The organism is Gordonia sp. GN26, assembly GCF_054823965.1.
This window is the reverse complement of record NZ_JSYC01000075.1, coordinates 24,111-39,239: the sequence shown is the minus strand read 5'-3', so window position 1 is coordinate 39,239 and position 15,129 is coordinate 24,111. Positions and strand designations below refer to the sequence as shown.

At 67.7% G+C, this 15,129-nt stretch carries 10 protein-coding genes; 1 reads left to right on the top strand and 9 read right to left on the bottom strand.

The genetic code is table 11. The features are described 5' to 3' along the window. Together OK17_RS15960 and OK17_RS15955 are read right to left on the bottom strand one after the other, a co-directional pair. On the bottom strand, positions 1-679 hold a 679-nt coding region (locus OK17_RS15960; RefSeq protein ID WP_461418032.1), incomplete at its 3' end, for a biotin carboxylase N-terminal domain-containing protein. A gap of 56 nt (positions 680-735) precedes the next feature. Continuing rightward, entirely contained in the window at positions 736-2,313 is a 1,578-nt protein-coding gene (locus tag OK17_RS15955) for a carboxyl transferase domain-containing protein (protein WP_461418031.1), read from the bottom strand. 216 nt (positions 2,314-2,529) lie between these two features. Between OK17_RS15955 and OK17_RS15950 the strand changes: the two genes are divergently transcribed. Further along, positions 2,530-6,093, top strand: a complete 3,564-nt coding sequence (locus tag OK17_RS15950; protein ID WP_461418030.1) for an indolepyruvate ferredoxin oxidoreductase family protein — start codon at positions 2,530-2,532, stop codon at positions 6,091-6,093. A gap of 19 nt (positions 6,094-6,112) precedes the next feature. Here OK17_RS15950 and OK17_RS15945 read toward each other — a convergent pair whose 3' ends face one another. From OK17_RS15945 to OK17_RS15915, 7 genes are all read right to left on the bottom strand, one after another. Next, positions 6,113-6,967 carry a VOC family protein gene (locus OK17_RS15945; RefSeq protein WP_232717937.1) on the bottom strand — a complete coding sequence of 285 codons (855 nt, stop codon included), beginning with the start codon at positions 6,965-6,967 and terminating at the stop codon, positions 6,113-6,115. A 29-nt stretch (positions 6,968-6,996) separates the two neighbouring features. Further along, positions 6,997-8,961, bottom strand: coding sequence for an oxidoreductase (locus OK17_RS15940; protein WP_461418029.1), 1,965 nt, complete (start codon positions 8,959-8,961; stop codon positions 6,997-6,999). Between the two features lie 174 nt (positions 8,962-9,135). Further along, positions 9,136-9,933, bottom strand: a complete 798-nt coding sequence (locus OK17_RS15935; RefSeq protein WP_232717998.1) for a N5-glutamine methyltransferase family protein — start codon at positions 9,931-9,933, stop codon at positions 9,136-9,138. A 140-nt stretch (positions 9,934-10,073) separates the two neighbouring features. Further along, positions 10,074-11,309, bottom strand: a complete 1,236-nt coding sequence (locus tag OK17_RS15930; protein WP_232717939.1) for an acyl-CoA dehydrogenase family protein — start codon at positions 11,307-11,309, stop codon at positions 10,074-10,076. After that, complete coding sequence (locus OK17_RS15925) at positions 11,306-12,967, bottom strand: class I adenylate-forming enzyme family protein (protein ID WP_461418028.1); 1,662 nt, start codon at positions 12,965-12,967, stop codon at positions 11,306-11,308. The genes OK17_RS15930 and OK17_RS15925 overlap by 4 nt, the downstream gene beginning before the upstream one ends. Before the next feature lie 38 nt (positions 12,968-13,005). Beyond that, positions 13,006-13,986, bottom strand: coding sequence for a cyclase family protein (locus tag OK17_RS15920; RefSeq protein ID WP_461418027.1), 981 nt, complete (start codon positions 13,984-13,986; stop codon positions 13,006-13,008). A gap of 285 nt (positions 13,987-14,271) precedes the next feature. After that, a complete protein-coding gene (locus OK17_RS15915; protein ID WP_461418026.1) occupies positions 14,272-15,111 on the bottom strand; it encodes a TetR family transcriptional regulator in 840 nt (279 codons plus the stop codon). Positions 15,112-15,129 lie beyond the last annotated feature (18 nt).

Below are 15,129 nucleotides of genomic sequence, written 5' to 3'. Positions count from 1 at the left end.
GGATGACGTTGCCGTGGGTGTCGGCGAGGACCTGCACCTCGATGTGGCGCGGCGTGTCGACGAAGTGCTCGAGGAACAGGGCGTCGTCGCCGAACGCGGCGCCGGCCTCGCGTCGTGCGCGTTGTAGTGCGGCAGGCAGTTCGGCCGGGTCGGCGACGCGGTGCATACCCTTGCCGCCGCCGCCGGCGCTCGGTTTGATGAGGACCGGGAAGCCGATGTCGGGGGCGGCCGCGATCAGGTCCTCGTCGGTGAGGCCGGGACGCGAGAGACCCGGCACCACCGGCACGTCGCGCGCGGTGACCGCGGCGCGGGCGGTGATCTTGTCGCCCATCGTCGCGATGGCCTCGGCCGGCGGACCGATGAAGACGATGCCCGCTTCCGCCAGCGCGGCGGCGAATTTCTGGTTCTCCGAGAGGAATCCGTAGCCGGGGTGGACGGCGTCGGCACCGGTCTTGCGGGCCGCGTCGACCACGGCGTCGATGTCGAGATAGCTCTGGGCCGCCGCGGCCGGTCCGATCCGGACCGCGACGTCGGCCTCGCGGACGTGCCGGGCGTGCGCGTCGGCGTCGGAGTAGACGGCGATGCTGCGGATGCCCAGGCGGCGCAGCGTGTCGATCACCCGGCAGGCGATCTCACCACGGTTCGCCACCAGGACGCTGCGAATGGGTCTGGTGCTCACGGTCGGTCCTCTGTCGGTCGTGGGTGAACTCGGGGTGTGCATGTCGGCCTCCGCTCTCACATCCGGAAGACGCCGTAGCGCGGGTCGGCCAGCGGCGCGTACCGCGCCGTCTCGAGGGCGAGCCCGAGCAGTGTGCGGGTCTGGGCCGGGTCGACGATGCCGTCGTCCCAGAGGCGCGCGGTCGAGTAGTAGGCGTCGGACTGCCGCTCGAACTGTTCGCGGATGGGCGCCTTGAAGGCCTCCTCGTCCTCTGCCGCCCAGGTGTCCCCGGATCGCTCGATCTGGTTGCGGCGCACCGTGCCCAGGGTGTCGGCGGCCTGCGGGCCACCCATCACCGAGATGCGCGCGTTGGGCCACATCCAGAGGAACCGCGGCGAGTAGGCCCGGCCGCACATCGAGTAGTTGCCGGCGCCGAACGAGCCGCCGACCATGACGGTGAACTTCGGGACCCGGGCACAGGCCACCGCATTGACCATCTTGGCGCCGTTCTTGGCGATGCCGCCCTGCTCGTAGGCCTTGCCGACCATGAACCCGGTGATGTTCTGCAGGAAGATCAACGGGATCCGACGCTGGTCGCAGAGCTCGATGAAATGCGCTCCCTTGAGGGCGGATTCGCTGAAGAGTACGCCGTTGTTGGCGATGATCCCCACCGGGTGGCCGTGGATGTGCGCGAAGGCGGTGACCAGGGTCGTACCGTAGTTCGCCTTGAACTCGGTGTATTCACCCGCGTCGCACATGATCTCGATGACCTCGCGCACGTCGTACGGGGTGCGGGAGTCGGTGGGCACCACGTCGTAGATGTCGGTCTGCGGACGGAGCGGCTCCCGCGACGGGATGGTCTCCCACTGCGGTGCCTCCCGCGGGCCGAGGGTGGCGACGATCTCACGGACCTTCGCCAGTGCCTGCTGGTCGTTGTCGACGAGGTGGTCGGTGACGCCGGAGACCGAGGAGTGCATCGCTCCGCCGCCGAGGTCCTCGGCCGAGACATCTTCGCCGGTAGCGGCTTTCACCAGCGGTGGACCGGCCAGGAAGATGGTGCCCTGGTTGCGGACGATGACCGTCTCGTCGCTCATCGCCGGGACGTAGGCGCCGCCGGCGGTCGAGGAACCGAGGACGGCGGCGATCTGCGGGATGCCCGCGGCGCTCATGTTCGCCTGGTTGAAGAAGATGCGGCCGAAGTGGTCGCGGTCCGGGAAGACCTCGTCCTGCTGCAGCAGCATCGCACCGCCGGAGTCGACGAGGTAGATGCACGGCAGCCGGTTGGCGGCTGCGATCTCCTGCGCACGCAAGTGCTTCTTCACCGTGACCGGGTAGTAGGTACCTCCGGAGACCGTGGCGTCGTTGGCCACGATCATGCATTCGCGACCGGCCACCCGGCCGACGCCGGCGATGACACCCGCGGCCGGCGCCTTGTCGTCGTACATCCCGAACGCGGCGAGCGGGGCGACCTCGATGAACGGCGAACCGACGTCCAGGAGGCCGTCGACGCGGTCGCGGGGCAGCAGCTTGCCGCGGGAGACGTGGCGCTCGCGCGCCTTGGCACCGCCGCCGGCGGCCACCGTCGTCAGACGCTGATGGAGCAGGTCGAGATTCTGCTGGTGCGCGGCCCGGAAGCCGTCGAGCGTGCTGGTCACCGTCGACCCTTCAGTTAGTAGGGATTAACTGAGCGGAATGGTACGCCATCGGGTGGCGGGTGTCACGCCCACAACTCGCACCCCGTCCGCGTGACGCGCGTCACGTCATCTCGTAATGTGGTGTCAGGCCCACCATCCCCGGGCTCTACACAACCGATGCGTCGATCCCCGGCACGACCGGAGAAGACCACCGCACATAGAAGGCCAGGTAACCCCATGACCCTCGCAGACGACCGCGCACGCTTCCAGCAGGTGCCGACCACCAGAACACGCACGTCAGAGCCCCATACGGACGGTTTCTCGCTCGACGATCGCTACGCCCGCGAGTCGGGCACCATCTACCTCTCCGGCATCCAGGCCCTGGTCCGCATGGTCCGCGACCGCGCCCGCGTCGACCGCCGCCAGAACCTGAACACCGCCTCGTTCATCTCCGGCTACGAGGGCTCTCCCCTCGCCGGCTACGACCTCGAACTCGCCCGCCGCCGCACGCTGCTCGCGCCCTACGACATCACCCACCGGCCCGGCCTGAACGAGGAGATCGCCGCGACCTCGGTGATGGGCTCGCAGGTGGCCGCACAGGTCGCCGACCTCGCTCCCACCGTTGACGGCACGCCCCGTGACGGCGTCGTCGGTTACTGGTACGGCAAGGCCCCCGGCCTCGACCGCGCCACCGATGCGATCCGCCACGCCAACCTCGTCGGCACGCATCCGTCCGGTGGCGCCGTCGCGCTGGTCGGCGACGACCCCGGCGCCAAGTCCTCGACGGTGCCGTGCGCGTCGGAGATGGCCCTCGCCGACCTCTACATCCCGATCCTCTACCCCGCCGACTCGCAGGACATCCTCGACCTCGGCGTACACGCGGCGGTCATGAGCCGCGTCAGCGGGCTGTGGACGTCGCTGAAGATCTCGGCGCATGTCGCCGACGGCGCGTCGACCGCCCACGTCGATCCCGACCGGATCATCCCCACCTACGGTGACCTCGGACGCAGCCCCCACGTTCCGAGCGGCCGACTGCTGGGCGCCAATCTGATGGAGCTCGAACAGAATCAGCTCACCACCCGCATCCCCCGTGCGCTGGAGTACGCGCGGCTCAACGGGATCAACAAGATCGTGGTGTCGACCCCCGACGACCGGATCGGCATCGTCGCCGCCGGCAAGACCTACCTCGATCTCCGAGAGGCGTTGCGCCTGCTGAACATCGGCGATGACGACCTGCGCCGCCTGGGCATCCGCATCCTCAAGCTCGGGATGGTGTACCCGATCGAGCGGGACATCCTCGATCGCTTCGTGTTCGGCACCGCGCGCGGTGATCTCGACGAGGTCATCGTCATCGAGGAGAAGCGTGACTTCATCGAGACGATGATGCGCGACATCCTGTTCCGGCATCCGCGTGCGCCGCGGATCGTCGGCAAGGTCCACGAGGACGGGTCGACCCTGTTCTCCCGCTTCGGTGAACTCGACGTCGATGCCGTCACCCGCGGTCTCGCGGATCGCCTCGCACGCCATCACGTCGACGCCGCGCAGGCGTGGATCGACAAGAGGTCGCGGCGTCGAACCCGCATCGAGCTCCCACTCGCCGTGCGCACGCCGTATTTCTGTTCCGGATGCCCGCACAACAGCTCGACCAAGGTCTCCGAGGACACCCTCGTCGGCGCCGGGATCGGTTGTCACGCGATGGTTCTCCTCATGGACCCGCGCCAGGTCGGCGATGTCGCCGGGGTGACGCAGATGGGTGGCGAGGGCGCGCAGTGGATCGGCATGGCGCCGTTCGTCTCCGCCCGGCATTTCGTGCAGAACGTCGGTGACGGCACGTTCATGCACTCGGGTTCGCTGGCGCTACGGGCCGCGGTCGCCTCCGGCGAGAACATCACCTACAAGCTGCTCTACAACGGCACCGTCGCCATGACCGGCGGCCAGGACCCGGTCGGTGAGATGGACCTGCCGCGGTTGACCTCCCTCCTGATCGACGAGGGCGTCAGCAAGATCGTCGTGACCTCCGACGACCCGAAACGTACTCGCGCGCTGGGCCTGCCGAAGAAGGTGGAGGTCCGCCACCGCGACGATCTGCTCGAGGTGCAGACCGAACTCGCCGGGGTCCCCGGGGTGACCGTTCTCGTCCATGATCAGCACTGCGCCGCGGAGAAGCGCCGGAAGCGCAAGCGCGGCACCATGCCCACCCCCACCACACGCGTGATGATCAACGAACGCATCTGTGAGGGCTGCGGTGACTGCGGCGAGAAGTCGAACTGCCTGTCGGTGCACCCGGTGCAGACCGAGTTCGGACGCAAGACGCAGATCGACCAGAGTTCGTGCAACCTCGACTATTCGTGCCTGAAGGGCGACTGCCCGTCGTTCGTCACCGTCACCCCGGGTACGAAGCGGGCGAGGGCTCGTGCCACCGACATCCCCGACGCACTGTTGCCGGAACCGGCGCTGCCCGCCGTGCGGGACACGTTCTCGCTGCGGGTGACCGGCATCGGCGGCACCGGTGTGGTGACCGTGTCGCAGGTGCTGGCGACGGCGGCCGTCCTCGACGGCCATGCCGCCCGGACCGTCGACATGACGGGCCTGGCGCAGAAGGGCGGTGCCGTCGTCAGCGACATCAAGGTTGCGCCGCACGACGTCGAGCAGGCCGCCAAGGTCGCCTCCGACGACTGCGACCTCTACCTCGTCTGTGACCCGCTGGTCGGAACCGATCCGGTCAACCTGAAGGTCGCGGCACCGGAGAAGACCGTCGCCGTGGTGTCCACGACGCAGGTGCCCACCGGGCTCATGGTCATCGACACCTCGGTGGGCTTCCCGGCGGAGACCGCGATCCACTCGGCGATCGATGCCAAGGTGACCCGCGGCCTCTACCTCGACTCGGGAGCGCTGTCGACGGCACTCTTCGGTGACGAGCAGTTCGCCAACATGCTCATGGTGGGTGCGGCCTATCAGGCAGGTGCACTGGCCATCTCGGCCTCGTCGATCGAGCGGGCGATCGAACTGAACGGCGTCGCGGTGGACGCCAACGTGCAGGCCTTCCGACGCGGACGTCAGGCGGTCGCCGACGCCGAGGCGGTATCCGCGACCATCGCTTCACTGCACGGCGCCGCGACCACGGAACCGGAGCCGTCCGATCACGCGATGAGCGTGGCGCGTGCGAGCGGTTTCGACCACGAGCTGACACAGACCGTAGCCATCCGCTACGACGAACTGATCGCCTACGCCGACGAGCGTTATGCGCGTGAGTATCTCGACGTCGTCGAACGGGTGCACCGCGGCGCGGACAACGACGCGTTGACCGATGCGGTCGCGCGCAACCTGTACAAGTTGATGGCCTACAAGGACGAGTACGAGGTCGCCCGTCTGACCCAGGACGCCGGCTTCGCGGCGAGGGTCGCCGATGAGTTCGGCGAGGACGCCGAGGTCGCGATCCGGTTGCATCCGCCGACGCTGCGCCAGATGGGCATGCGGGAGAAGATGACCCTCGGTGCGTGGGCGAACCGTCCGATGAGCGCGCTCGCGAAGATGAAGAGACTGCGCGGGACGCCACTCGACCCGTTCGGTCGCAACGAGATCCGTCGCACCGAACGCGCGCTGATCGTCGAGTACCGGGACACCGTCGACTCGCTGCTGGCCGCGGTGCAACGCGGACGTGTCGGCGACGCCGAGATGCCTGCGCTGGTCGAACTCGCCGGCCTCCCCGACATGGTGCGCGGCTACGAGAGCGTGAAGATGCGCAATGTCGAGAAGTATCGGGCAGAGGTCAGCCGTCTGCGCGGGTCACTCGGGATCTGAGGAAGAACGCCCGCTGCGGTCAGACCGGGCGCACCGACAGGACGGAACGTGCTTCTTCGCGGACGACGCGCTCTTCGGCAGGCAGGGTGAAGAGGGTGAGCTGCTCGCCCTCCGAGGTGCTCATCCGGAGGCAGTTCTGCTCCCACGGGGTCTGGGTGACCTCACCGTCGCGGGACACACCGACGTCGGCGAGCACCTTGGCGAGGGACTCGATCTCGTCGACGTCCCGCACCTCGACGCGCAGCGTGTGATCGCCCGACACCTGGCGCCCGAGCTCGGCGTCGTCGACGAGCTCCCACTGCGCTTCGTCGAACAGCTCCACCGCGGCGGGAACGACGCCGAAGAGGACGCCGCGCTGACCGGCCGGGTGCGTCCAGTCGTCGACGATCTCCATACCGAGGCCGTCGCGGTACACCCGCACCGCCTCGTCGATGTTCTTGACCTTGAGGCAGACCCGGAGCTCGTCGAAGCGTCGCTTGGTCACGACGGGCTCGCTGCGCTCGGTGAGCGCGGGCCGGCTGATCAGGACGTAGATGTGGCCGTCGGGTGCGCGCAGGTGCGACCATGCGGTGCCCCACGAGTCCTCGACCCCGTCGTGGACCTCGCCGATGAACTCGACGCCCTTGGCCTCGAGCTCGGCGCGCGCCTCACGCACGTCGTCGACGATCAGGCCGGCGACGGGGTGATCGAAGAAGGAATGGTCGCTGTCGGTCGGCTTGAACACCTCGAGCGCCGAACCGTCCGGGAGCCCGAACACGACCGCGTTCTCCTGCTCGCGTTCGACCTTCAAACCGAGTGCGTCGGCGGCGAAGTCGCGCATCGCCTGGTAGTTCGACGTCCGCGATCCGACCCAGCTGATCCCGTGGATCTTCATTTTCTTCCCTCTCGTGGTGCTGACAGATTTCACAATGACCGGGCTGCGAAGAACGCCGTGTGCATGGCGTCGAACACGCGCCCCGGTTGGCGTGCCGAGCCGATCACGCGGACCTCGATCCCCGCTGCCTCGAGCTCGTCGGCGAGGTCGGAGTCCGGGCGCTGCCGGCCCAGCGCGAGGACGACGGTGTCGGCCGGAATGGTCTCGGCACCGGCAGTCGTCTCGACGTGCAGACCCTCGTCGTCGATCCCGACGACGGTGTGACCGCACCTGACGGACACCCCGGCGGCGTCGAGGAACAGGGGAAGCCGCTCGACGTCGGTGAAGACCTCGTCCCCGGCGAGCAGACCGTCGTTGGTCTCCAGAATGGTCACCGTGGTGGGATCGCCTGCCGCAGCGGCGGACTCGGAGATGCGGAGCGCGGCCTCGCAGCCCTGCAGTCCCCCGCCCACGACGACCACACGGCCACGCGGGGCATCCGCCGAGCGGATCTGCGCGGCCGTGATGACCGGGACAGTGCCCTCGATGGGGAATCGAGGTGACTCCGCCGGGGCTCCCGTGGCCACCACCGCGGCGTCGAAGTGACCGGAGGTGATCGTCTGCGCGTCCGCTGCCCGGGCGACGATCGGGATGTCGCGCCGCGTCACCTCGTGGACCAGGTGCCGGGCCAGCGCCGCGAGATCCTGCTTGACCGTCGATCCCTGTGCGTGATTGAGCAGACCGCCCAGTTCACCGGGTTCGTAGAGCGTCACGCCGTGGCCTCGGTCGTGCAGTACCGCGGCCGCGTGGAGTCCGGCCGGGCCGCCGCCGATCACGGCGACCACCTTGCTCGTCTCGGCCGCGGTCACGGGGAATCGACCTTCTTCGGCGACACTCGGATTCACGCTGCAGCCGACACTTCGTCCCTTGTTCAACCCGCGGTGGAGGCAGCCGTCGTTACACCGGATGCACGGCGTGATCTCCAGGGCACGACCGAGTTTCGCCTTGCGCGCCCAATCGGGGTCGGCGAGCATCGGTCGTCCGAGCGAGACGAAGTCGGCCGATCCGGACGCGAGGATCTCCTCGGCGGTGTCGGGCGAGACGATCGACCCCGACGCGATCACCGGGATCGACACCGCGGCCTTGATCTTCTCCCAACCCCACCGGTGAGGAGTGCGCACCTGATACCAGGGACTGACTTCCCACTCCATCCCGGCGTGGTGTCCGCCCGAACAGTGCAGCACGTCGACGCCGTGCTCCTCGAGACGACGGCACAGCTCGACGGTCTCCTCGATGGGGATACCGTCCGGCTCGTAGTCCGTGACCGACAGCCGGATGCTCAGCGGGAACTCACTCGGGACCTTGGCCCGGATGTCGTCGACGATCCGCAACAACAACCGTGCCCGGTTGTCGAAACTCCCGCCGTACTCGTCCTCGCGCCAGTTGGTGTGCGGCGACAGGAAATTGGTGATCAGGTAGCCGTGGCCGGCATGCACCTCGACGATGTCGAAGCGCGCGGCGTGGGCGCGTGCGGCGGCGTCGCCGAACGCGGAGACCACCGCATCGATCTCGTCGACGGTCATCGGGGTCGGCACCACACCGTACTGCCCCTCCACATCCGACCACGACGAGTCGGTGGCAGATTTGATGGGCGCGGTGCCGAGGAACTTCTGTCGGCCGCCGTGGGCGATCTGCAGTCCGATCCGTGCGCCGGTGGCGTGCACCTCGTCGACGACCCAGCCCAGGCCAGGGGTGTGCTCACGGTGGGCGTTGCCGAGCTGGTTGTGGATCGCCTTGCTCGCATCGGAGTCGATGAAGCTGTACTCCATCATGACCAGGCCGATACCGCCCTGACCGAGTCGCTTGTAGTGCTCGACGGTGCGCGCCGAGACGGTTCCGTCCGCGTTCGCGGTCGCCGTGCTCTGGGGCGACTTGAGGATTCGGTTCTCGACCTCCAGCTCACCGATCCGACCAGGAGTGAACAGGTGCGGGTAGTGGGTGGCGGTCGTTGCCAAAGTCGTCTCCAGGTGCTGTGCGTCAGGGCGCGGGACGGCTCCCGCAGATCCGGGTCCACCCCACGTGCAAAGTGGATACACTTTTGTGTACATCGAGTCTGCACGAGGTCGCCGGGGGTGCGCAAGAGAACCGCGAGAATCGTTTACGAACGGGAAACAAAGAGCAGGCTCGCGCTACGACGCTCCGGTCCGGCGCAGCCTGGCGACCACGGTCTGACCGTCGTCGCCGGCCACGGCGTCGAGGTCGAGGGCCCCTCTGCGCTCGTCGCGGGCAGCCACTGCGTCGAACTGCCCGACGTTCATCTCGATCAGCAGTACCCCGTCGCCGGACAGCCACGTCTGGGCGCCCGCGATCAGCGTGTCGACGTGATCGAGACCGTCCACTCCCCCGGTCAGAGCACGCCGGGGCTCGTGGTCGCGGGCTTCCGGGGCGAGCAGATCGAAGGCGTGATCGGGGACGTACGGCGGGACGGCCGCGATCACATCCACTCGGCCACGGAGAGTCCCAGGCACGGCCTCGAAACCGATGCCGTGATGAACCTGCGCGTCGACGGGCAGGTTTCGCCGCGCGTGGACGAGTACGTCGGCGGCGATGTCCGCGGCGTGTACCCGCGCATCGTCAACGGTTGCGGCGACTGCGGAGGCGATCGGTGCCACCCCGCAGAACGCTTCGAGGACAACGGCTTCGCGCCGCCTCTCGGCGGCCTCGACGGCTTCCCGCGCCAGCAGCAGGGACCGCTGCCGCGGCACGAACACCCCCGACCCGACACTGAGCCGAAGGTCTCCGAACTGGACCCACCCCAGGAGGTGCTCGAGTGGTTCACCCGCCATCCGGCGCGCGCAGAGATCGTCGAGTTCGTCGGGGCCGGTGGCGTGGCGACGCAACAACTCGGCCTCGTCCTCGGCGAACACACAGCCCGCACGACGAAGCGCACCCGCCAGCGGGTCGTCGAGAAGCCCGGCCGGCTGCATGTGTACGTCAGGAGATTGCGGCGTCATCCTTCTTGAGACCGTACAAGAACGAAGCGGTCATCAGGAGTGCCACCTGCACAAAAGTTGAGGCAGTTTGCGCCGGTGAGCGGCGCAAACTGCCTCAACTTCTCAACCTGTGGTCACCGCCGCAGCTCCGACTTGGCGATGGTGCGGATGTGCACCTCGTCCGGTCCGTCGAAGATGCGCATCGCACGATGCCAGCCGTACATGGCGGCGAGTGGCACGTCGTCGCTGACGCCGGCGCCACCGTGGACCTGGATCGCCCGGTCGATGACCTCGAGCGCGACCCGCGGCACCGACACCTTGGCGGCCGAGACATACGGCGCGGCAGCCTTGTTGCCGAGTTCGTCGATCGTCTTCGAGGCCAGCTGGCACAGCAGACGAGCCTGGTCGATCGCGATGCGCGACTCGGCGATCTGCTGCTGCACGACGCCCTGCTCGGCCAGCGGCTTGCCGAACGCGACGCGCCCCTTCGACCGTTGAACCATGAGGTGCAGAGCACGTTCGGCAGCGCCGAGCGCACGCATGCAGTGGTGGATTCGGCCGGGGCCGAGGCGCGCCTGCGCCATGGCGAATCCGCCACCTTCCTCACCGAGCAGGTTCTCGACGGGCACCCGGACGTTGTCGTAGACGATCTCGACGTGGCCGTGCTGGTCGTGGCGACCGAACACCGGTACGTCGCGGACCACGGTGACACCCGGGGTGTCGATCGGGACCAGCACCATCGACTGCTGACGATGGGTCGCCGCCTCCGGATCGGTCTTGCCCATCACGATGAGCAGCTTGCAGCGCGGGTCGGCCGCACCGCTGGTCCACCATTTCCGGCCGTTGATGATGTAGGAGTCGCCGTCGCGAGAGATGCTGGTCTCGATGTTCGTCGCATCCGAACTCGCGACGTCCTTCTCGGTCATCGAGAACGCCGACCGGATTCGGCCGTCGAGCAGCGGTTCCAGCCAGGTCTGCTTCTGCTCGTCGGTGCCGAACAGGTGCATCAGCTCCATGTTCCCGGTGTCGGGCGCCGCACCGTTGACGGCTTCGGGCGCCAGATGCAGGCTCCACCCGGTGATCTCGGCCAGACCGGCGTAGTCGAGCTGACTGATCCCGGATTCGGACGGCAGGAACAGATTCCACAGACCGCGCGCGCGGGCCCGTTTCTTCAGCTCCTCGACGACCGCCGGCACGTCGTGATCGTCGGGACCGGCGAAGCCGCGCTCCTCTTCGTAGCGCTGCTCCGCCGGGAAGACGTCGGAGTGCATGAACGCGATGAGTTCCTCGCGCAGCTCCAACGCCTTCGCCGACGGCCGGAGATCCAGCGTCTCGGCCGGGGCGCGGAGGTTCAGATCCGGCTGGATCACTGTGCCACCGTCCGCAGTTCGCGACGCAACAGCTTGCCCGTGGCGGTCTTGGGGATGTCGCCCATCACCACGACCTCGCGCGGGTACTTGTAGGCCGCCATCCGCGTCTTGCAGTGGTCGATCAGTTCCTCCGGCGTCGCCTCGGTCCCCGGACGCAGACTGACGAACGCCTTCACGGTCTCACCGCGGTAGGAGTCGGGCACGCCGACGACCGCGGCCTCACGAACCGAAGGATGCTCGTAGAGAACGTCTTCGACCTCACGTGGCCACACCTTGAAACCGCTGGTGTTGATCTGGTCCTTCTTGCGGTCGACGATGTAGAACCATCCGTCGGCATCCATGTAGCCGACGTCGCCGGTGTGCAGCACGCCGTTCGGGATGCCCTTCGCGGTCGCCTCCGGCTTGTTCCAGTAACCGGCGACCACCTGCGGGCCGGCGGTGACCAGCTCGCCGACCTCGCCCGCGGGCAGGTCGTTGCCCTGCTCGTCGACGATCCGGACGACCGTGTCGTACACCGGGATTCCCACCGAGGTGGCCCCGGTCTCCTCGTCGGACGGAGCCGTCACACCGAACGGCACCGCATGCGACGGAGACGTCGTCTCGGTCAGGCCGTACACGTTGTGGATGTAGTGACCGAACCGCTTCTGGAACTCGGCGATCGTGCTCGGCGGGATCGGCGCCCCACCGGAGTAGATCTTCGACAGGCTCGCCAACGACGCCGGATCGATGTCCGGGACGTTCATCAACGCGATGAACACCGTGATCGAGCCGACCGTGAATGTCGCCTTCTCCCGCGCGATGGTCGCGATGGTGTCCGCCGGGTCCATCCGGTACATCAGGACCAGCGGCGCACCGGTGAGTTCGGCCAATGCGATGTGCGCGATGAGCCCGGTGATGTGGAACAGCGGAGCCACGCCGAGAATCACGTCGTCGTTGTCGACACCGACCCAGTCACGGTATGTCTGCGCATTGAAGACGACGTTGCGGTGGGTGGTCATCGCACCCTTGGGCGGTCCGGTGGTTCCCGACGTGTAGGTCAGGAAGGCGACGCTGTCTGCGGTGAGATCGGCCTTGGGCGGCCGCTGACCGCGGTACTTCGCCAGCATCGTCGCCAGATCGACGGTGTCGGGGCAGTCGATCTTCTCGACGCCGGCCAGGGTTCCGCTGTTCGCGGTCTGGTACTCCAGCTCCGAGGTGGTGATCACCGTTCGCACCGCGGTCTTGTTGTCGCGCAACGACTCCTGCGCGACGTCGCGGTACAGCGACTGCATCGCGACCAGCACCGTGGCGCCGGAATCGACGAGGATCTCGGCGAGTTCACGGCTGCGGTACATCGGGTTGGCCGAGACGGCGATGCCGCCGGCCTTCCAGATGCCCAGCTGCGCGATGACGAATTGCGGGATGTTCTGGGCGTAGACCACCGCGCGGTCGCCCGGGGTGAAGCCCAGGTCCAGGATGCCGACCGCGAACGCGTCGGTCAGCTCGTCGAGCTCACCGGCGGTGACCGATCCGTCGAAGTAACGGATCAGGTCGGCATCCGGGGTGCGCGCGGCGGTCGCCGCGAACATGTCCAGCGCGGTGTCGTATTCGATGCTCCGCGGCGCGAGATCCTGCTCGCGGTAGTGGCTGAGCCACACCTTGTCGTCGTAGACACTCATGTCTGACGTTCCTCTTTCGGCGAATGACTCGGGGTGAGTCAGCGGATGACGACGGGGTTCACCGGCGCACCGGTGCCGCTGACGACCTTGAGCGGGGCCGCGACGTACAGGAAGCTCCAGCGGTTGTCGGCGGCACACGCCTCGGCCAGCTCCTCGAGCCAGACGATCTCGGTGAACACGACACCCAGGTTGCGCATGAGCGCGTTGTGGAGGGGAAGCGCCACACCGGATTCCGGGTCGGTGGTGACCTCGTTGGCGATGGTGTCGGTGACCAGGTTCGGGATCTCCCGGTCCTGGAACCACTGCACCAGTTCACGCGAGTAGGTCAGGCCGGGCTCGCAGAAGCCGTCGTAGAACTCCTCCGGGTTGTTCAGCTCGTACCAGTAGGTCAGCCACCCGGTACGGATGATCAGGATGTCGTGCGGTTCGATGGTGACACCCTGTGCGGCAGCGGCGGCTTCGAGGTCGTTGTGGTCGAAGGTCTCACCCTTCTCCAGGTACTTCTTGCCGCGGTACCGGGCCATGTCGATCAGCACGCCGCGGCCGACGACACCCTTCTCGGCGATCGGCAGGACCGACGCCTTCTCCAGCGCGTCGACGGTGCTGCGGGCGTCGTAGCCGTTGTAGAGCTTGCCGTCGTACCAGACGTGGCCGAGGGCGTCGTACTGCGTGGAGCCCTGCAGGAAGATGTTCGCGGTGTCGTCGGCGTAGTGCAGGCCGCCGGGGAACTGCGGCGCACCGTCGCCGTCCCACGACGACTCGTCGAGGATGTTCTTTCGGTTGATGCCCTCGCGGCCCGGCCACAGCGGATCTCCGGGGCTCTCGGTGCGACCCATCTCGATCTGGAGGGTGAAGGTCTCCCCCGACTTGATGTGGCCGACACCGCGCAGGACCTCGCTCGCGTCCAGGTAGTTCAGGGCGCCCACCTCGTCGTCGGGGCCCCACTTGCCCCAGTTCGACGGGGTGTCGGCTCCCAGCAGGTCACCCATGGACGGCGCAGCGGTCTCGATCTCGGTCATCTCATCTCCTTTGATTCGATCCAGAGCGGAACCGACGGTTCCGGGTCGCACCCAGAACGGTGCGGACTGAACTTCGCGACTGAACTTTGCGAGCGCTCGCTCGGTAAGTTCATTGTGACGAGCATCGCACTCGTTCGCAACGCCGTCAAGAGGCGAAATCGGTGATGTCTCAGGGTTTGTCAGCAGCAGAGCGGAAAGCCCAGTACACGCGGCAAGTTCAGCAATGCTGAACACGCTTGAAACCGGAGCCACAGAGCGTGGATCCGCCGACCGGTCCGAGGCGGCCTAGCGGTCGGCCTGGTGCCCCACCATGGCGAGCGCCAGATCCGCGTACTCGCGAGCGATCCGGCGGCCGTGGGCGGCGTCGGAGTCGTCGGTCCAGGTCGGCACGGCCAGGCACATCGTGACGATCGCCTTGGTCGCCACGGACAGGTCACCCGACCGGAAGGCGCCGAGTTCGGCGGCGCGACGGGCCGTGTCGAGCAGACGCCCCTCGATCTGCGCCATCGACGCCTGCAGATGGGTGCGGTTGGGTTCCTCCAGACGCCGCAGCTCTGTCGCCAGGACGAGCGCCAGCGCACGCCGCTCGACGTGGAACAGCGTGAGCGCCTCCACCATGTTGGCGAAAGCGGTCACCGCGTCGACGCCGTCGCCGGCCGCGTCGAGGCGTCGGGCCAGGTCAGCGTGGGCGATGTTGACCAGCGCGACGAGCAGATGCTGCTTGCTCGGGTAGTGGTGATAGATGCCGGCGACACTGATGTCGGCGCCGGCCGCGATGAGGCGCATCGTCGCACCGTGGTAGCCGAGTTCCTCGAAGACGTCGATCGCCGACTCCAGCACCGGGTCCAGTGTCAGCGGAGCGAACACGCGCCAGTCCGTCGGGTCCGTGTCGGCCTCGACCTTCTCCGGTGGCGGCGACTCGAGGAAACGAGCGACGGGTACGTCCAGGCACTGCGCGATCTGACGCAAGCGGTCGACGGTGAGCCCGACCTTGCCGTTCTCGATGGCGCTCATGGTCCCGACGCTCACCCCGATACCGGCAGCCAGCCCACGCAGCGTCACGCCCGCCTGCTTGCGCAACTCGCGCACGGCGGCGCCGCTGTCGGTCACCGGTTGTTCGACCACGCTGAACAGCTTATGGGG

Bases quoted from the DNA above. Each gene is read 5' to 3' on its own strand.
- OK17_RS15950 (WP_461418030.1), top strand. From the start codon at position 2,530: ATGACCCTCGCAGACGACCGCGCACGCTTCCAGCAGGTGCCGACCACC.
- OK17_RS15945 (WP_232717937.1), bottom strand. From the start codon at position 6,967: ATGAAGATCCACGGGATCAGCTGGGTCGGATCGCGGACGTCGAACTAC.
- OK17_RS15935 (WP_232717998.1), bottom strand. From the start codon at position 9,933: ATGCAGCCGGCCGGGCTTCTCGACGACCCGCTGGCGGGTGCGCTTCGT.
- OK17_RS15925 (WP_461418028.1), bottom strand. From the start codon at position 12,967: ATGAGTGTCTACGACGACAAGGTGTGGCTCAGCCACTACCGCGAGCAG.
- OK17_RS15920 (WP_461418027.1), bottom strand. From the start codon at position 13,986: ATGACCGAGATCGAGACCGCTGCGCCGTCCATGGGTGACCTGCTGGGA.